The organism is Streptomyces venezuelae (assembly GCF_008642355.1).
GTDB lineage: Bacteria > Actinomycetota > Actinomycetes > Streptomycetales > Streptomycetaceae > Streptomyces > Streptomyces venezuelae_B.
Genome location: NZ_CP029193.1, coordinates 3,256,084 through 3,273,755 on the forward strand (window position 1 = coordinate 3,256,084; position 17,672 = coordinate 3,273,755).

Sequence of the window (17,672 nt, forward strand, 5' to 3'; positions counted from 1 at the left end):
CGCGAGTGCGGTCGTCATGATCCGTCGCCCGGGGCGAGCGCCAGGTAAACGGCGGCGAAATCCATGACGGCGATCAGTTCCGCGAGGGCTTCCAGTTCGTCGCCGGTCTCCGGTTCGAGCTCGCTGAGGGCCACGTCGTGGCCGTGTGCCAGTTCGCGGGCGGCGGGGGCGGCGGTGAGGCCCCCGGCGTCCGTCGGGCGGTCGCGGAGCAGCACCACGCGCGGGCGGAGTGCCGCCGGGTCGTCGACGCGGTCGCGGAAGAAGTCGTCGGTGTCGCCGCCGCCCGTGGTGCTGCCGGCGAGGACGGCGCCGTGCGCGGGGAGCGCCTCGGGCAGTTCGGCGGCGAGCGCGGCGTGCCCGGCGAGTTCGGCGAGGGTGGCGGCGAAGCGGCGGCCCGCGGCGCCCGCGGACTGCCCCTCGGTCCAGATGAGCGGGAGTGCGTCGGTGAGCTCCGCGGCGAGCGTCTTGGCGGGGTTGCTGTACGTCGCGATGGCGGGCCCGCAGCGTTCGGCGACGTGGTCGAGGCGGTCGGCGACCTTCTGCAGGGCGTCGACAGGGGCGGCGACCAGGCCGGTGCGGTCGAGGAGGACGAGGAGCGGGACGAGGAGGGCCCACAGGGTGCCGGGGGCGCCGGGCGCGGCCTCGTCCTCGACGCGACGTGCCTCGTACGAGGCGGCGCCCCGGGTCGCTTCGTCGTTGGCGCCTTCGTACGCGCCGTAGGGCGAGGAGGCCAGGGGCACGGTGAGGCCGTGGCTGCCCTCCACGCTCTCGGCGAGCGGGGTGCGGACGGGGGCGACGGCGACGACGGTGCAGCCGCGGCGGTAGGCCTGCTCGGCGAGGAGGGAGAGGCCGGGTTCGGTGCCGTCGGGGGTGGCGATGAGCAGCAGGTCGACGGGGCCGACCCAGCCGGGCAGGGCCCAGCGCAGGGCTCCGGCGGCGGGTGCGACGCCGGTCGGGGCAAGCCGGATGACGGGGCAGCCCGAGCCGATCAGGCCGTCGAGGAGGTCGGCGACGCAGGCGGCGGCGGTGCCGGGGCCCGCGATGAGGACGGCGCGGGGGCGGCCGTCGGGCTTGAGCTCCGTCAGCCCCGCCTCCGCGGCGTGCCGGACGGCGGTGCGGACGCGGGCGCCTGCCTCCGCCGCGCCGCGGAGCAGTCCGCGGCGGTCGGCGCGGGCGAGCGCCTCGGGGTCGTCGAGCTGCGACTCGTCGAGCATGGGGTCAGGTCTCCGATCGCGGGGCGCGGCTTCCTGCGGGTGCCGGTCGGTGACCGGCGGGTGGCGCCGGGGTCCGGCACGGGCCCTAGGCGGGGCGGCGCGCCTCGTCGACGAGGAGTACGGGGATGCCGTCGCGGAGCGGGTAGGCGAGGCCGCACTCCTTGGCGTCCGCCGTGCAGACCAGCTCGGTCTCCGTCTCCTTGAGGGGAGCGTGGCAGGCCGGGCAGGCGAGGATCTCCAGGAGGCCGGCTTCGAGCGGCATGGGGTGGGTCCCTTCGAACGGATGTGATGGGTGGTGCGCTGCGTGGTGCGCCGCTGCCGCGGGGTGTTCGCGCGCGGTGGTCCGCCGGGGACCGCGCGACCGCGCCGCCGCCGCGCAGGATGCGGCCTGGTCAGCCTACCTCCGTGCGGGGCGGGGCGTGGGGGTCGTACGGGGCCTGCGGGGCCGGTGGAGGTCAGGTGTCTCGCAGGGGGTGCGTCAGCCGCGGATGATCGCGAGCGCCTCGTCCCGCACCTTGGTCATCGTCGTCTCGTCGCGCGCCTCCACGTTCAGGCGCAGGAGGGGTTCGGTGTTCGACGCGCGGACGTTGAACCACCAGTCGGCGGCGGTGACGGTGAGGCCGTCGAGCTCGTCGATGGTCACGCCGTCCTGGTCGGCGTAGGCCGTCTTGATCGCGGCGAGGCGGGCGGTCTGGTCGTCGACGGTGGAGTTGATCTCGCCGGAGCCCGCGTACCGGTCGTACTGGGCGACGAGTGCGGAGAGCGGGCCTTCCTGGCCGCCGAGGGCCGCGAGGACGTGGAGCGCGGCGAGCATGCCGGTGTCCGCGTTCCAGAAGTCCTTGAAGTAGTAGTGCGCGGAGTGCTCGCCGCCGAAGATCGCGCCGGTCCTGGCCATCTCCGCCTTGATGAAGGAGTGGCCCACGCGCGTGCGGACCGGGGTGCCGCCGTTCTCCTTGACGACCTCGGGGACCGACCAGGAGGTGATCAGGTTGTGGATGACCGTGCCCTTGCCGCCGTGCTTGGCCAGCTCGCGGGAGGCGACCAGGGCGGTGATGGCCGACGGGGAGACCGGGTCGCCGTTCTCGTCGACGACGAAGCAGCGGTCCGCGTCGCCGTCGAAGGCGATGCCGAGGTCGGCGCCCTCCTCGCGGACCCGCGCCTGCAGGTCCACGATGTTGGCGGGGTCCAGCGGGTTGGCCTCGTGGTTGGGGAAGGTGCCGTCGAGCTCGAAGTACATCGGCACGAGTTCGAGGGGCAGGCCTTCGAAGACGGTGGGGACCGTGTGGCCGCCCATGCCGTTGCCCGCGTCGACGACGACCTTGAGGGGGCGGATGGCGGTGAGGTCGACGAGGCCGCGCAGGTGCGCCGCGTAGTCGGTGAGGGTGTCGCGTCGGGTGACGGTGCCGGGGGTCGCCGCGGACTCGGGGGCCCCGGAGTCGCGCCAGCGCTCCACGAGGGCGCGGATCTCGGCGAGGCCGGTGTCCTGGCCGACGGGGGCGGCTCCGGCGCGGCACATCTTGATGCCGTTGTACTGGGCGGGGTTGTGCGAGGCCGTGAACATCGCGCCCGGCAGGTTCAGCGCCCCGGACGCGTAGTACAGCTGGTCCGTCGAGCACAGCCCGATCTCGGTGACGTCGACGCCGAGGGCGGCGGCGCCGCGCGCGAAGGCCCGCGAGAGGCCCGGCGACGACGGGCGCATGTCGTGGCCGACGACGATCGCGTCCGCGACCGTGACCTTTGCGAAGGCGGCCCCGAACAGCTCGGCGAGCGATTCGTCCCACTGGTCCGGGACCACCCCGCGGACGTCGTACGCCTTCACGATCTGGGACAGATCAGCAGTCACGGCCAACCCTCTCTGCAGGTTCTGCGAGTTCAGCGCGTGCGGAGAGTCCTCCGCGCATCACAAAACTACCCGCTGACGCCGACAGCGGGCCGGGGCCCGGCCACGGACACGTCACGGCAGCATCCAGCCGAGGACGGCCGTGCTCTGCCCCACGACGATCAGGCACATCACCAGGAGCAGGCCGAGGCTCCACGGCAGCACCTTGCGCAGCAGGTCGCCCTCCTTGCCCGCGAGTCCGACGGCGGCGCACGCGATCGTGAGGTTCTGCGGGGAGATCATCTTGCCGAGGACGCCGCCGGAGCTGTTGGCGGCGGCGAGGAGTTCCGGGGAGAGACCGGACTGTTGAGCGGCCGTCACCTGGAGGGCGCCGAACAGGGCGTTGGCGGAGGTGTCGGAGCCGGTGACCGCGACGCCGAACCAGCCCAGCACGGGTGACAGGAAGGCGAGTCCCGCGCCGGCGGCCGCTACGTAGTGCCCGATCGTGGCGGCCTGTCCGGAGAGGTTCATGACGTACGCGAGGGCCAGTACGGATGTCACGGTGAGGATGGCGAAGCGCAGTTCGTGGACGGTGGCCGCCCATTCGCGTACCGCCACGCGCGCGTGGACCCCGATGACGGCGGCCGTCCCGACGCCCGCGAGCAGTACCAGCGTCCCGCCCGTGGACACGAGCGGCAGCGAGAAGACGTTGCCGCCGACCGGGTCGCCCGAGGGGTCGGCGACGTTCAGGAAGGGCCAGTCGAAGGTGCGGGTGGCTTTCGCGAGGACGTCTTTGGCCGCGGGGATCTGGGCGAGGGAGAAGACGGCGACGATGAGGGCGTACGGGGCGTAGGCGCGCAGCACTTCGGGGCGCGCGTCGTCCTGGTCGAGGTCGTCGCTGCGTGCGCCGGTGAGGACGGCGGCGCGGACGGGTTCGGCGACGGGCCTGCGCGCATGCGGGACGGCCATGAGCGCGCCTGCGCCCGCCAGGGCCGCGCCGATGTCGGCGAGCTGCGCGGAGACGAAGTTGGATGCCGCGAACTGTGCGACGGCGAAGGCGAACCCGCAGGCCAGGGCGGGGACCCAGGTCTCGCGCAGTCCGCGCCGACCGTCGACGAGGACCACGAGGAGGAGGGGCACGACCAGGGCGAGCAGGGGTGTCTGGCGGCCGACGACCGTGGCGACGGTGTCGAGCGGCAGGCCCGTCACCTGAGCCAGCGTCACCACGGGCGTGCCCATCGCGCCGAAGGCCACGGGTGCGGTGTTGGCGACGAGGGCGACGACCGCGGCGCGCACCGGCTCGAAGCCGAGGGCGACGAGCATGACGGCGCTGATCGCGACGGGCGCCCCGAAGCCGGCGAGCGCCTCCAGGAGCGCGCCGAAGCAGAACGCGACGACGAGTGCCTGGATGCGGGGGTCGTCGGAGAGCCTGCCGAAGGAGCGGCGCAGGATGTCGAAGTGCCGGGTGCGGACCGTCATGCGGTACACCCACAGGGCGTTCACGACGATCCACAGGATGGGGAAGAGCCCGAAGAGGGCGCCCTGGGCGGCGCTGGATGCGGTCTGGCCGAGCGGCATGCCGTACGCGAGCCAGGCGACGAGGACGGCGACGGCGAGGCCGATGAGTCCGGCCTTGTGGGCTTTCATGCGGACGGCGCCGAGGAGGACGAGGACGGTCAGGAGGGGCAGGGTCGCGACGAGTGCGGACAGGCCGAGCGAGTCGGCCACGGGCTCCAGTTGCTGCACGTACACAGGACGCCTCCCGGCTGTGGGGTGGCGAAATCCTCAGGGCCGTGTCGAAGGCGCGTCAACGATGCGGACGGAGAAGATCCGGTGAAGGGCGCAGAGGTGGTGAGGGAGGGCTCAGTTGTCCGGTGAGCGCAGCACCCTCAGGTGGCCGCGGCGTGCGACCTCCATGGGGTCGGCCCTGCGGGGGCCGCCGCCGGCCTCCGCCGCGCGCTCCTGGGGGCGGGCGGCCTCGCGCACGGCGTTGGCGAGCGCTTCGAGGTCGTCGCCGGAGGGGCGGGCCGGGCCCGAGGCGTCGGCGAGGCGGACGACCTCCCAGCCGCGGGGTGCGGTGAGGCGCTCGGAGTGCTCGGCGCACAGGTCGTAGCAGTGGGGTTCGGCGTAGGTGGCGAGGGGGCCGAGGACCGCGGTCGAGTCGGCGTAGACGTACGTCAGCGTCGCGACGGCGGGACGGCCGCAAGCGGTGCGCGAACAGCGACGTACAGGGCTCACAGCGTTGGACGGTACCGCACTCTTGAGCGGGCCGCGACGACTCTCCATGAGGTCACTCCACCGTGTCGTGTGACGTCTCGTCCACCGGCGCGTCATCCGAACACCTGCTTGACCTGCGAAGACACCAGTGGCCACAGGGGCGGGTGGTGTTGAATCCGGTCACCACATGGCTCAGATCAGGTCATTTGGCGTGAGATCGACGGTCCAGGAGAGATACGGAATTGAGTCCAAGCTCGTCGCGAACGGTCGGGAAGCGACATGTCACGCACCGCGCGGAAAGGTCGATCTCGGGGACTACGCTTCGTCAGTGATGGAAGACCCCGTACAGCCCCGCGCCGCCGACCCGAGGCCCCGCCGCCGCGACCGCCACGGCCGGGGCATGCGCGGCCCCGTGGCTCCGCCCCAGGTACCGCTCTCCACCAGCCGTGGGGAGGCCTTCACCGACCTCGTGCAGGACTCCGTGGAACGCCTGGAGCGGCGCTGGCCGCAGCTCACGGAGATCGAGTTCGTGGTTCTCGAGGTGCCGCCCGTGGGCGGGCCCGACGCGGACTGGCAGGACGAGGTGGTGCCGCTGGGCGGCACGATCTCGGCGGCCGAGGGGCGGCCCGCGCGGGTGGTCGTCTACCGCCGCCCGGTGGAGATCCGCACCAAGGGACGCGAAGAGCGGGCGCACCTCGTGCACGAGGTGGTCGTCGAGCAGGTCGCCGAGCTGCTCGGCCTCTCCCCCGAGTCGGTGGACCCGCGCTACGGGGACGAGGAGTGAACCGACACCCCCGCGCGGGACGCTGTTTTCACTTCTGAAGCACCGCCAGGTCCCGCTCCGCCTTTGGCACCTCGACCGTCCCCCGGTCGTCCGGCAGCGGCTGGACGGTGAACATGGGGAGGCCCTCCTCCGGCACGGACAGCATCCGCGATCCGTGGACCGGGCCGCCGGAGACCGGCTCGACCGTGAGCGCGTACGCACCCTTCAGGCCCGCGGGCTTCGGCGGGTCCGCGATCTCCAGGGTGGTGCCGCCCTTGACCGTGTACGTCTTGGTGGCCGGGGAACCGCCCTCGGTCCCCGCGGACGCCGTGACCTTCACCTTCGCCGACTTCTCCGGGGCGACGAGGGAGAGCGTGGAGCCCTTCGCGCGGTTGTCGGCGACCGTGGAGCGCGCGCCGACCGCGGGCGTCGCCGGGATGAACGCCGTCTCCTGCTTGCTGCCCTTGCCGCGGGTGACCCGCAGGGCCGCCACCACGGGCACCGGCCTGTCGGTGGGCGACAGGACCAGCGAGCCCGCCTCGCCCTTGGTGACGTCGCCCAGGTCGACGGCGGCCGTCATGCCGGACTTGACCTGGAGGCTCTCGTGCCCGGCCGGGGTGATGGTGCCGGTCGGCGAGGCGAGCTGGACCTTCAGGTCGGCGTCGTCGGCGCCCGGCGCGTACGCCACCAGGCGGACCGAGGTGGCGTCCTTGGGGATACCGGGCAGGACGAGGCGGTCGGCGGGGTCGGCCGACGCGGGCAGCCAGTCGCCGCCCAGCTTCTCGTCGGAGGACTGCACGGCGGCCGCGACACGTCCGCTGCGCGCGGTCACGTGCATGGTGAGGTCGGTGACCTTCTTGTCGGCGAGCGTGGACAGCAGCACCGGGACGCTGGAGTGCGGCTGGACCTGGATCGAGTCGCCCACCGCGGACGTGACCTCGCCGTCGGGGCCGAAGAGTTCCACGTCGACGACGGCGGCGGAGTCGTCGGGGTTGGTGAGGTGGATGTAGTCGCTGCGGTCCTTGGCGGTGCTCGCGCCGGGGAACCAGAAGTCCGTGTCGGGCGCCGTGCAGTTGGTGCCGTGCATGCCGCGGCCGCTGCCCGCCGCGTACGTCGTGGTCTGCTGCACGGTCCAGCCGGGGGCGAGCGCGCCGTCGGCCGTGCCGATCAGGGCGGGCGACTCGGCGCCGGACGCCTCGCCCGCGACGGGCGCGCCGGGCGCCTTCTGGGTCAGGAAGGGCTTGGCCTTCTTGTCCCTCTCCTTGGCGGCGTCCGTGAGTGCCTTGCTGACGGGCAGCAGTTCCGCCTTGCCCTTGGCCTCCGCGCCGTCCGCCTTGGGCGTGTACGCGGTGTACGAGGTCTCGGCGAGGTCGGAGGAGCTGGGCACCGGACAGAGCAGGCTGGTGCGCTCGACGGGCAGCCGCGCCGCGGCCTTCGCCCCGGCGTCGTCCGTGCCGTCCGAGCCGCCGAACGCGGCGAACCCGGTGACGGCGCCGAGCGCGACGACCACGGCGATCAGGGACTGGGTGGTGCGGTTCACTGCTGGCTCCCGTCGGGGCGCTCGCTGTCGGTGCCGTGCGGCGGGTCCTGGTGCTGCTGGTGGCGGTCGTACGCGGCGTCGTACGAGGCGTCGAAGGACTGCCCGTACTGCTGCTCCCCTCCGTAGCCGCCGCCCGCTCCTCCGTAGGAGGCGTACGGGTCGTACTGGGCGCCATCCTGGTAGGCGCCCTGCCGGTACGCCTCTTGCCCGTACGTCCCGGACGGGTACTGGCCGCCCTGGTACTGGCCGCCCTGATAGGGGTGGCCCGTGTCGTACGCGCCCTGGTCGGCGCCCGCGGGGGCCGGGGCCTCCCACGCGTCGTAGGACTGCGTCTGCTGGTGCGGGACCGCGGCGAACGCCTCCTCCGAAGGAGGCGGCGGTACGTCCTGGCCGGCCTCCTGCGCCGCCTGCTCGTTCTGGGCGCGCAGCCTGCGCGCCCTGCGGCCCTCGCCCTCGACCGCCTGGGCCGGGACGACGGGCTCGTCGGGCAGGTCGTCGTCGACGTCGCGGCGGCGGCCCGGCAGGGCCATCACCACGAGGACGACGGCGAGCGCGCCCTGCGCCCACAGCCAGGCCGTGCGGGTCATCGGGGTGTCGTACGTGACGTCCAGGTGGCCGCCCGCGGTGGGCAGTTCGAAGCCCTGCGCCCAGCCGTCGACCGTGGTGCGGGGCAGCGGGCGGCCGTCGAGGGTCGCCGTCCAGCCCGGGTCCGCGGAGTCGGCGAGGCGCAGGACGCGCCCCTCGTCGCCGGACTCGATCTTCGTGTGGAGCTCGACGGGGCCTGCCGCCACGGGCTCGGGGTCACCCGTCCTCGGGACGACGGCGGCACGGGCCACCTGCCGGTCCACGCGCCACAGCGCGCTGCCGTCCTCCTGGCTGAGCCGGGTCAGGCCCGGGGTCGCGTCCAGGGTGCGGCTCATCTGGCGGGGCGCTCCGTCGCGTACGAGGACGTACCGCACGGCGTAGCCGCCGAGCTGGTCCGCCTGGTCGGCGCCGGAGCCCGCGACGAGGCGGGCGACGATCTTGTCGAGCCGCTCGTCGTCGGCGGCAGCCGCGGCGAGTTCCGCGTCGCCGAGCCGGGCGCCCGAGCCCCGTACGAGCGAGTAGGAGACCTGGGCGGCGGATTCGCTGCCGAGGACGAGGGTGCGGGCCTGGTCCTCCGTGCCGCTCTCCTCCGCGACGAAGGCGGGCACCTGCACGGGGTCGCGGCGCTCCAGCGGGCCGTCGGCGCCGCCGATCATCCAGCCGGCGGCGACGAGCAGCGGTCCCGCAGCGGCGGCGAACGCGATGAGCGCGGCGACCGGCTGGCGCCAGCCGAAGCTCTGCTCGGCGACACGCGCGCGTGCCCCGTCGGCGCCGAGTGCGGCGGCGGCGAGGAGCGCGATTCCGTAGCCGAGCGTGGCGGGCCCTGCCCAGGTCGAGCCGTTCGACAGGACGGCGAAGACCAGCGAGACGAGGGCGGCGGCCCACGCGGTGCGGATCGCGCGCTGCCGCTCGGCGCGCAGCAGGGCGCCGAGCGCGGCGAGGACGATGCCGATGAGCAGCAGGCCGTCCACGGTGCCGGGGCCGCCGGGGCTCGCGCCGAGCAGGTCGGTGGCGGTCGCGGAGTCGGCGCCGAACTCCAGGCCCGCTTCCTTGAAGAAGCCGAAGGGCAGCAGCGTCAGGGACCAGGGGGCGAGGACGAGCAGCGGGGTGCCGAGTGCGGCGAGGAACCGCAGGCCGTACGCCGTGATGTCGCCGCGGCGCACCACGAGGAGGGCGAGGCCGAGGACCAGGGCGATCGGCCAGACGATGGGCGTGAAGGCCGTGGCGAGGGTCAGGAGCAGGGTGTACGCCCAGGTGGCGCGCCACGTGCCACGGGTGCCTTCCGGGGCGGCGAGGCCGCTCGCGGCGATGCCCGCGCGGGCGATGAGCGGCAGCAGGACGGCGAGCACGGCGGTGCCGATGTGGCCGCCCGCGAGGGCGCCGGTGGCGGCGGGCAGGAAGGCGTACGCGATGGATGCCCAGGCACGCAGCAGGCGGCTGGTGACGAGCGGGCGCGAGGCGAAGTACGCGGCGAAGCCGGCCAGCGGGACGGAGCCGACGAGCAGCACCGTGACCGCGAGTCCGGTGGACCCGAAGAAGAGTGTGGACAGGCCCGCGACGAGCGCGATCCAGGGGGGTGCGCCCTGGGTGCCGCCGGTGCCGACGGGGTGCCAGACGTCCAGGTAGCGCGCCCACAGGTCGGAGGAGTCGGCGGGCGCGGGCAGCAGGGCGCCGCCCGCGAGGGCGCCGGAGCCGAGCAGGGCGCGGCAGGCGATGAGGGACGCGAAGAGGAGTACCACGAAGAGCATCGGTCCCGGTTTGCGGGCGATGCGCTTGAGGCGGGCGAACTGCTCGATCTCCAGGAAGTCGGCGTCGTCGCCGCCGGGACCTGACTCGACGGCTCCGTGCCGTCCCGCGCCCGCGGGAGCCTCGGCGTCGTTGCGTCCGACGAGACTGCCCGCGGCCTGTTCGAAGGTGGCGCGCACGGTGGCACCGGGCGGCGGGAAGAGGGCGCGCATCTCGCCCGCGTCGGGCACGGGCTTGCCGCGCTGTTTGCGGGCGGCGAGGACGCGGCCGGGCCGCAGCAGGGTGGCGAGGAGTCCCGCGACTTCGTCGAGGGCCTGCACGGGCGCCTTGCCGACGAGGTAGGCGACGGTGCGCAGGAGGGTGCCGAAGACGACTCTGAAGAGCACCCAGGGGAGCACGGCGGAGCGGGCGTTGACGAGCAGGGTGTACGTGGCGCCGGCCTTGTCGACGCGGTGCGGCGACGTCGCCGTGCGGCCCACGCAGTCGACGGTGCGGCGCTCGCGCGAGGAGGCCTCGGCGTGCCGGACGACGGCGTCGGGGGCGACGAGGACGCGGTGGCCCGCGGCGTGCGCGCGCCAGCACAGGTCGACGTCGTCGCGCATGAGGGGCAGGCGGCGGTCGAAGCCGCCCAGCTGTTCGTAGACGTCGCGGCGGATCAGCATGCCCGCGGTGGAGACGGACAGCACGGGGCGGACGTGGTCGTGCTGGCCCTGGTCCTGTTCGCGCCGGTCGAGGCCGGTCCAGCGGCGGCCGCTGTTGGCGATGGAGACGCCGACTTCGAGGAGTTGCCTGCGGTCGTACCACCCGCGGAGTTTGGGGCCGACGACGGCGACTTCCTTGCCGAGCTCGTGTTCGTTCTCGACGACGCGGAGCATTTCGGAGAGGGCGTCGGGGTCGGGCGCGCAGTCGTCGTGGAGCAGCCAGAGCCACTGCACGGGCTCGCCGTGCGGCAGTTCCGGCATGTCGTACGCCTCGTCGCGCCAGGTGCGGCTCACCGGGTCCCAGCCGCTGGGGCGCTTCAGGTACGGCAGCTCTTCCGGGGTGAGGACGGCGGCGGTGCGGACGGCCTCGTCGACGGCGGTGCCGAAACCGGAGCGGCGGGCGAGGTGCAGCACGCGGTCGGCGCCGAGGGCCTCGGCGACCAGGCGGGCGGAGTCGTCCGCGCTGCCGGTGTCCGCCGCCACGGCGTTCTGCACGGGGCGCTCCTGGCCGAGGAGCCCGGCCAGGGCGTCGGGCAGCCAGCGGGCACCGTCGTGGGAGACGAGGACGGCGGTCACGATGTGCCGCGGGAACGCGGGCGGGTCGCTCGGGTCGAACCCGGCGGCGGCGGCCCCTTGGTGGGTCGCCGAATGGCTGTGCACGGACATCGAGGTACGGGCCCCGGTTCGATGGACTGCGGTGGACGCCTGCGCCCTGCGGGGGCGCCGGGGCGTCTCGGACGGGGCCCCACACTAACGGCTGGCACAGGAACGGCCCGCCGCCTGTGGATAACCCTCGGGCGACGGGCCGTTCGTTGCGCATGGATTGTGGGACATGTGTGCCGTATCGGCGGCGTACGGGTCGCCGTGACGGCTGCCGTACCGGTCGTGCGGCGCGAGCCGACGGGGGGTCAGACCGCGGCCTTCTTCAGTCGGCGGCGTTCACGCTCGGACAAGCCGCCCCAGATACCGAATCGTTCGTCGTTCGCGAGTGCATACTCAAGGCATTCGGAACGGACTTCGCAGGCGAGGCAGACCTTCTTCGCCTCGCGCGTGGAGCCGCCCTTCTCGGGGAAGAAGGACTCGGGGTCGGTCTGGGCGCACAGTGCGCGCTCCTGCCAGCCGAGTTCCTCGTCCGCGTCCTCGACCAGCAGTTCCTGAACCAGCTCGGTCATGTGCGCCCCTCGTCTGTCTGTGCGTCCCCGTGGTGCTGCTGTGCCGGTTTCGGGTGAACGACACGAGTGAAATTACAAGTGTGCCGATCCGGGCCAGTCAAGCCGAGATCTGCTATTGGGCCCCTTATTCACTCTGCGGAACCAAGGCTGTGCGGAAAGTGTTCAAATCGGCCTAAACCATGACACCGTTCGGCAGCCCGTCCGGCGCTCCGCAACACGTTCCCCCAAAAAGTGATCTCAGTCGGAGATCACCCGGTCGGGTCTCAACGAGAAAGACGACGATGTTTGAGCGTCGGTTGCTGCGCCATGTGTCCGGAGGGGCATCTGCACAAACCTTTCGCCTGACAGAACAACCGGATGAGGTGAAACATATTCCACATAGTGGACATTGAGTTGACACCGGAGGTGTAAGCCGCTGTTCTGGTGGGCATGCTCGCGAACCTGGCTCTTTCGATGACCCGCACCTGCGGGTCCATCGGTGCTGCCCACGCGCGCTGCTGCTGTTCCTGCTCCAGCTGTTGAGTCCACTCCAGCTGTAGAGCCGTCCCATCACTCGACCTTTCTCTCACTGCTCTCCCTGCGCTTCACCTCCTTCGCGACACCCCAGCACTCTTACGTTGAGGAACCACCGCACGATGAACAGCGACAGCGACCTCCAGATCGCCGGCGACATCCTCGAAGTCCCCCACCTCCTGCAGCCCGCCCGCGAGCACCCCGCCACCGTGGCCGAGTTCGTCGGCCTCGCCCGCGCCATCGCCGCCGACCGCTCCCAGTGGGAGCACCTCGTCGAGTACGACGCCACCAGCCGCTGGTACCACCGCCTGCGCACAGGACCCGGCTACGAGGTGTGGCTGCTCTCCTGGGTCCCCGGCCAGGGCAGCGGCCTGCACGACCACGGCCGCTCCTCCGGCGTCCTCACCCTCCTCCAGGGCGAGCTGACCGAGCGCACGGAACGCGGCACACGGGCGCTCGGCGCGGGCGCGCAGCGCGTCTTCGCGCCGGGGTACGTCCACGAAGTCGTCAACGACTCCCTGGAACCCGCCGTCAGCCTGCACATCTACTACCCCGGCCTCACCGAGATGCCGATGCACTCCGCCCAGTGCGCCGCCTCCGTCGCGCCGGACGCCGCGGAGGATGTCGTAACCGCCTGACACGGTGTCGTATGCGCCTGACATGCTGGGGGCCATGCGCATTGTGGTTCTGGCCGGCGGCATCGGCGGCGCCCGTTTCCTCCGTGGCCTCAAGAAGGCCGCGCCCGACGCGGACATCACGGTCATCGGCAACACCGGTGACGACATTCACCTGTTCGGTCTCAAGGTCTGCCCCGACCTCGACACCGTGATGTACACGCTCGGCGGCGGCATCAACGAAGAGCAGGGCTGGGGGCGTACGGACGAGACGTTCAAGGTCAAGGAAGAACTCGCGGCCTACGGAGTCGGGCCCGAATGGTTCGGGCTCGGCGACCGCGACTTCGCCACGCACATCGTGCGGACGCAGATGCTGGGCGCCGGATACCCGCTCAGCGCCGTCACCGAGGCACTGTGCGAGCGGTGGCAGCCCGGGGTGCGGCTCATCCCCATGTCCGACGACCGCATCGAGACGCACGTCGCGGTCACCGTGGACGGCGAACAGAAAGCCGTGCACTTCCAGGAGTACTGGGTACGGCTGCGCGCCTCCGTGGACGCGCACGCCGTGGTGCCCGTCGGCGCCGAGCAGGCCAAGCCGGCACCCGGCGTCCTGGAAGCCATCGCCGAGGCCGACGTCGTGCTCTTCCCGCCGTCCAACCCCGTCGTCAGCGTCGGCACGATCCTCGCCGTGCCCGGCATCCGCGAGGCCATCGCCGACGCGGGCGTGCCCGTCGTCGGCCTCTCCCCCATCGTCGGCGACGCGCCCGTGCGGGGCATGGCCGACAAGATGCTCGCCGCCGTCGGCGTGGAGACCAGCGCCGCGGCCGTCGCCGAGCACTACGGAAGCGGGCTCCTCGACGGCTGGCTCGTCGACAGCGTCGACGCGGGCGTGGTCGAGCGGGTCGAGGAGGCGGGGATCCGGTGCCGGGCCGTGCCGCTGATGATGAGCGACCTCGACGCGACCGCGCAGATGGCCCGCGAGGCGCTCGCGCTGGCCTCGGAGGTACGGGCGTGACGTCTGTGAACCCTGCGGACTCTGTGTCCCCTGTGACTCCTGCGGCCTCGCCGTCGTACAACGTGTGGGCCGTGCCCGGGTTGCCGGAGGTGCGCCAGGGCGACGACCTCGCCAAGCTCATCGCGGCCGCCGAGCCGGGGCTCGCCGACGGGGACGTCGTGCTCGTCACCTCCAAGATCGTCAGCAAGGCGGAGGGGCGGATCGTCGAGGCGGCCGACCGGGATGCGGCGATCGACGCGGAGACGGTACGGGTGGTCGCGCGCCGCGGGACGCTGCGCATCGTCGAGAACCGGCAGGGGCTCGTGATGGCGGCGGCGGGCGTCGACGCGTCGAACACGCCCGCGGGGACGGTGCTGTTGCTGCCGGTCGATCCCGACGCGTCGGCCCGCGCGGTGCGCGAGGGGTTGCGGGACGCGCTGGGGGTCGACGTCGGCGTCATCGTCACCGACACGTTCGGCAGGCCCTGGCGGGCCGGTCTCACCGATGTCGCCATCGGGGCGGCGGGCGTTCGCGTCCTCGACGACCTGCGGGGCAGCGAGGACGCGTACGGCAATCCGCTCGGCGCCACGGTCGTCGCCACGGCGGACGAGCTCGCCGCGGCGGGGGACCTGGTGAAGGGGAAGGCCGCGGGGCTGCCGGTCGCGGTGGTTCGGGGCCTTTCGCGGACGGTTGTGGGGGCGGACGACCGGGGCGGCGTCGATGACGTGGATGCCGGTGCTCGGGCACTGGTGCGCGGCGCGCGGGACGACATGTTCCGGCTCGGGACGTCCGAGGCGGTACGTGAGGCGGTGACCCGGCGGCGGACCGTGCGGGAGTTCACCGACGAGGAGGTCGACCCGGGCGCCGTGCGGCGGGCCGTCGCGGCGGCGGTGACCGCGCCCGCGCCGCACCACACGACGCCGTGGCGCTTCGTGCTCCTCGAATCCGCGGCGTCGCGGGTCGAGTTGCTCGACGCGATGCGGGACGCTTGGGTCGCGGACCTCCGGCGGGACGGCAAGTCGGAGGAGTCCATCGCGAAGCGGGTGCGGCGGGGGGACGTCCTGCGCAAGGCGCCCTGTCTGGTCGTGCCCTGTCTGGTCATGGACGGCTCCCATACGTACGGGGACGCGCGGCGGGATGCGGCCGAGCGGGAGATGTTCGTCGTCTCGATGGGGGCGGGCGTGCAGAACTTCCTGGTCGCGTTGGCCGGGGAGCGGCTCGGGTCCGCGTGGGTCTCCTCGACGATGTTCTGTCGGGATGTGGTGCGGGATGTTCTGGGGCTGCCGGAGTCCTGGGATCCCATGGGGGCGGTGGCTGTGGGACATCCGGTGAGCGAGCCGGCGGCGCGGGCTGGGCGAGCCGTCGAGTCCTTCGTGACGGTTCGTTGAGCGTCCGGCTGTTGTCGGGTGCTGGTCGTGGGTTGTTTCGCGCAGTTCCCGTGCCCTGAACCCTTGCCCGGCGCCTTGACGTTCCGGGCTGTCCGTTCGGCGCCATGTGGGCGGGGTGTGGCGGGTGGGTTGGGGGGCGCGGGGAACTGCGCGGCCCGCCCCCACCAGGGCAGACGGAGATGAAGTCTCAGGTCACCAGAGGGCGATGTTCGTTTTGCGCATTTTGGGGTCCCTGCGGGGTGGGGTTCGGCCGCTCAGGAGGATCAGGCGGGCCGCTCTGTGGCGCTGGCCCTCGTAAGGGGTGAGAAGGGCGAGCATCGCCGCGTCGTCCGCGTCGCGGTTGTCCGCCAGGGCATGGCCGATGATCCCGGGGAGGTGGACGTCGCCCACCGTCACCGCGTCGGGCGCTCCGTTGCTGCGCTGGACCGTCTCGGCCGATGTCCAGGGGCCGATGCCGGGGATGAGTTCCAGGCGCGTCTGGGCCTGCGGAGGGTCCATGGACGCCGCCTCCTCCAGGCGTGCCGCCCGTGCCACCGCGCGCAGAATCGTGGACGACCGCTTGTTGTCGACGCCCGCCTTGTGCCACTCCCAGGACGGGATCAAGGCCCAGGTGCGCGGGTCCGGCATCACGTACATGCGGGCCTGCGCGGGGGTCGGTCCGGGCGCCGGCTCTCCGTACTTGCGGACCAGGAGGCGCCACGCACGGTACGCCTCCCCCGTCGTGATCTTCTGCTCCAGGATGGAGGGGATCAGGGACTCCAGGACCAGGCCCGTACGGGTCAGGCGCAGCCCCGGGCGGCGGTGGGCCGTTGTCGCGACCAACCGGTGGCGCGGGGTGAACAGCGCGGGGTCGTCCGTCGCGCCCAGCAGGGCGGGGAGGCCGTCGAGGAGCCAGGGGGCTCCCGGACCCCACGCCTCCGCCTCCACCGCACCGCCGCGCGCGGCGACCCGCAGCGTGCCGGGACCCAGTGGCGTGCGGCTCGCGCGCCACACCGAGCCGTCCGGCGTCGTACGGAAAGTGGGGTCCCCCGGGCCGCGCCGCAGCGGGCCCAGGGTCAGGCCCAGGTCCAGCTGGTAAGGGGGCTGCCAGGTGCGGGTCCGGGCCGCGGTGGCCTGGCGGGGGACGCCGGTGGGTACCGCCGTTTCGCCGCCGCGCACAGTGGTGCGTGTGGGGCGCGGGGCGAAACGGGATGACATGTGTACGAGGGTAGGGGACACCTGGGGCGCCCCGTCCCCGGTGCGCGTCTGCGTGTGTGCGTGCGCGTGTGCGTCCGCGCGTCTGCGTGCGTGTGTGTGCTTCTACTGGTCCGAGGAGAAGCGGACCGCGCCCGCCGGCAGCGTCGCCTCGCACCACACCCGTACGCCGTCGCGCAGCTCGTTGTCCGCGCCGACCGTCGCGCCGTCGCCGATCACCGCCCCCGCGAGCGTCGAGCGCGCCCCGACCCGGGCGCCCACGCCGATCAGGGAGTCCGAGACGACCGCGCCGGGTTCGACGACCGCGCCCGGGAGGACCGTGCTGCCGGAGATCCGCGCACCCTCCCCCACCTCCGCGTTCTCGCCGATCACCGTGCCGCCGGTGAGCTTCGCGCCGGGAGCCACCGCGGCCCCGGCCATGACCAGGTGCTCGCCGCAGCGTCCGGGCACCGCGGGAGAGGGCGCGCGCCCGAGGACGAGGTCCGCGGAGCCGCGTACGAACGCCTGGGGCGTCCCCAGGTCCAGCCAGTACGTCGAGTCGACCATGCCCTGGAGGTGGGCGCCGGAGGCGAGCAGGTCGGGGAAGGTCTCGCGTTCGACGGAGACGGGGCGTCCCGCGGGGATCGTGTCGATGACCGAGCGGCGGAACACGTACGCGCCCGCGTTGATCTGGTCGGTGACGATCTCCTCGGGGGTCTGCGGCTTCTCCAGGAAGGCGGTGACCCTGCCGGTCGCGTCGGTGGGGACCAGGCCGTACGCGCGCGGGTCGTCGACCTTCGTGAGGTGCAGCGATACGTCGGCGCCGGACTCCTCGTGGGTGGCGACGAGGGCGCGGATGTCCAGGCCGGTGAGGATGTCGCCGTTGAAGATCAGGACCGGTTCGTCGGGTCCTGAGCGCAGCCGCGACGCCACGTTGCGGATCGCGCCGCCCGTGCCGAGGGGCTCGGTCTCCGTGACGTACTCGATGTGCAGGCCGAGGGCCGAGCCGTCCCCGAAGTACGGCTCGAAGACCTCGGCGAGGTAGGAGGTGGCGAGGACGATGTGGTCCACGCCGGCCGCGCGGGCCCGCGCCAGCTGGTGGGTGAGGAACGGGACGCCCGCCGCCGGAACCATCGGTTTGGGGGTGTGGACCGTGAGGGGCCGCAGCCGGGTTCCCTTGCCGCCGACCAGGAGGATCGCTTCTGTCACCTGTCGTCTCTGCTTCCTGCTGGG

General features: G+C 73.1%; 14 protein-coding genes. 4 read left to right on the forward strand and 10 right to left on the reverse strand.

All coding sequences use genetic code 11. The annotated features are described in order from the left end of the window. Positions 1-14 precede the first annotated feature (14 nt). The 5 genes from DEJ47_RS15025 to DEJ47_RS15045 all read right to left on the reverse strand — a co-directional run bounded on the left by DEJ47_RS15025 (position 15) and on the right by DEJ47_RS15045 (position 5,319). Positions 15-1,214 (reverse strand): SIS domain-containing protein, encoded by a 1,200-nt coding sequence (locus DEJ47_RS15025; protein WP_150168619.1) that lies wholly within the window; start codon positions 1,212-1,214, stop codon positions 15-17. Between the two features lie 85 nt (positions 1,215-1,299). Next, complete coding sequence (locus DEJ47_RS15030) at positions 1,300-1,476, reverse strand: Trm112 family protein (RefSeq protein WP_150168621.1); 177 nt, start codon at positions 1,474-1,476, stop codon at positions 1,300-1,302. Positions 1,477-1,692: 216 nt separating this feature from the next. Beyond that, positions 1,693-3,057, reverse strand: a complete 1,365-nt coding sequence (locus tag DEJ47_RS15035) for a phosphomannomutase/phosphoglucomutase (RefSeq protein WP_150168623.1) — start codon at positions 3,055-3,057, stop codon at positions 1,693-1,695. A gap of 111 nt (positions 3,058-3,168) precedes the next feature. Then, positions 3,169-4,785 carry an L-lactate permease gene (locus DEJ47_RS15040; protein WP_150168625.1) on the reverse strand — a complete coding sequence of 539 codons (1,617 nt, stop codon included), beginning with the start codon at positions 4,783-4,785 and terminating at the stop codon, positions 3,169-3,171. Positions 4,786-4,896: 111 nt separating this feature from the next. Beyond that, positions 4,897-5,319, reverse strand: a complete 423-nt coding sequence (locus DEJ47_RS15045) for a DUF3499 domain-containing protein (RefSeq protein ID WP_150168627.1) — start codon at positions 5,317-5,319, stop codon at positions 4,897-4,899. 262 nt (positions 5,320-5,581) lie between these two features. Here DEJ47_RS15045 and DEJ47_RS15050 point away from each other — a divergent pair, with 262 nt between their 5' ends. Then, positions 5,582-6,034 carry a metallopeptidase family protein gene (locus tag DEJ47_RS15050; protein WP_150168629.1) on the forward strand — a complete coding sequence of 151 codons (453 nt, stop codon included), beginning with the start codon at positions 5,582-5,584 and terminating at the stop codon, positions 6,032-6,034. Between the two features lie 28 nt (positions 6,035-6,062). Here DEJ47_RS15050 and DEJ47_RS15055 read toward each other — a convergent pair whose 3' ends face one another. From DEJ47_RS15055 to DEJ47_RS15065, 3 genes are all read right to left on the reverse strand, one after another. Continuing rightward, positions 6,063-7,553 (reverse strand): DUF5719 family protein, encoded by a 1,491-nt coding sequence (locus DEJ47_RS15055; RefSeq protein WP_150168631.1) that lies wholly within the window; start codon positions 7,551-7,553, stop codon positions 6,063-6,065. After that, complete coding sequence (locus DEJ47_RS15060; protein ID WP_150168633.1) at positions 7,550-11,251, reverse strand: glycosyltransferase family 2 protein; 3,702 nt, start codon at positions 11,249-11,251, stop codon at positions 7,550-7,552. The genes DEJ47_RS15055 and DEJ47_RS15060 overlap by 4 nt, the downstream gene beginning before the upstream one ends. 242 nt (positions 11,252-11,493) lie before the next feature. Then, a complete protein-coding gene (locus DEJ47_RS15065; protein ID WP_016642094.1) occupies positions 11,494-11,757 on the reverse strand; it encodes a WhiB family transcriptional regulator in 264 nt (87 codons plus the stop codon). 635 nt (positions 11,758-12,392) lie between these two features. On the opposite strand from DEJ47_RS15065, the gene DEJ47_RS15080 reads away from it, so the two are divergent. The 3 genes from DEJ47_RS15080 to DEJ47_RS15090 are packed head-to-tail and all read left to right on the forward strand — an operon-like array spanning position 12,393 to position 15,266. Continuing rightward, complete coding sequence (locus DEJ47_RS15080) at positions 12,393-12,908, forward strand: cysteine dioxygenase (RefSeq protein WP_150168637.1); 516 nt, start codon at positions 12,393-12,395, stop codon at positions 12,906-12,908. A 34-nt stretch (positions 12,909-12,942) separates the two neighbouring features. After that, positions 12,943-13,899, forward strand: coding sequence for a 2-phospho-L-lactate transferase (gene cofD, locus DEJ47_RS15085; RefSeq protein ID WP_150168639.1), 957 nt, complete (start codon positions 12,943-12,945; stop codon positions 13,897-13,899). Between the two features lie 5 nt (positions 13,900-13,904). Beyond that, entirely contained in the window at positions 13,905-15,266 is a 1,362-nt protein-coding gene (locus tag DEJ47_RS15090; protein WP_411757265.1) for a coenzyme F420-0:L-glutamate ligase, read from the forward strand. Positions 15,267-15,458: 192 nt separating this feature from the next. On the opposite strand, the gene DEJ47_RS15095 is transcribed toward DEJ47_RS15090, so the two are convergent. Both DEJ47_RS15095 and DEJ47_RS15100 read right to left on the reverse strand, forming a co-directional pair. Further along, complete coding sequence (locus tag DEJ47_RS15095) at positions 15,459-16,463, reverse strand: DNA-3-methyladenine glycosylase family protein (RefSeq protein WP_150168644.1); 1,005 nt, start codon at positions 16,461-16,463, stop codon at positions 15,459-15,461. A gap of 102 nt (positions 16,464-16,565) precedes the next feature. Further along, positions 16,566-17,648, reverse strand: coding sequence for a sugar phosphate nucleotidyltransferase (locus DEJ47_RS15100; RefSeq protein ID WP_150168646.1), 1,083 nt, complete (start codon positions 17,646-17,648; stop codon positions 16,566-16,568). Between the last annotated feature and the right edge of the window lie 24 nt (positions 17,649-17,672).

Coding starts and splice junctions, on each gene's coding strand:
- DEJ47_RS15025 (WP_150168619.1), bottom strand. CDS start 1,214: ATGCTCGACGAGTCGCAGCTCGACGACCCCGAGGCGCTCGCCCGCGCC.
- DEJ47_RS15050 (WP_150168629.1), top strand. CDS start 5,582: ATGGAAGACCCCGTACAGCCCCGCGCCGCCGACCCGAGGCCCCGCCGC.
- DEJ47_RS15060 (WP_150168633.1), bottom strand. CDS start 11,251: ATGTCCGTGCACAGCCATTCGGCGACCCACCAAGGGGCCGCCGCCGCC.
- DEJ47_RS15095 (WP_150168644.1), bottom strand. CDS start 16,463: ATGTCATCCCGTTTCGCCCCGCGCCCCACACGCACCACTGTGCGCGGC.
- DEJ47_RS15065 (WP_016642094.1), bottom strand. CDS start 11,757: ATGACCGAGCTGGTTCAGGAACTGCTGGTCGAGGACGCGGACGAGGAA.
- DEJ47_RS15045 (WP_150168627.1), bottom strand. CDS start 5,319: ATGGAGAGTCGTCGCGGCCCGCTCAAGAGTGCGGTACCGTCCAACGCT.
- cofD (WP_150168639.1), top strand. CDS start 12,943: ATGCGCATTGTGGTTCTGGCCGGCGGCATCGGCGGCGCCCGTTTCCTC.
- DEJ47_RS15080 (WP_150168637.1), top strand. CDS start 12,393: ATGAACAGCGACAGCGACCTCCAGATCGCCGGCGACATCCTCGAAGTC.
- DEJ47_RS15030 (WP_150168621.1), bottom strand. CDS start 1,476: ATGCCGCTCGAAGCCGGCCTCCTGGAGATCCTCGCCTGCCCGGCCTGC.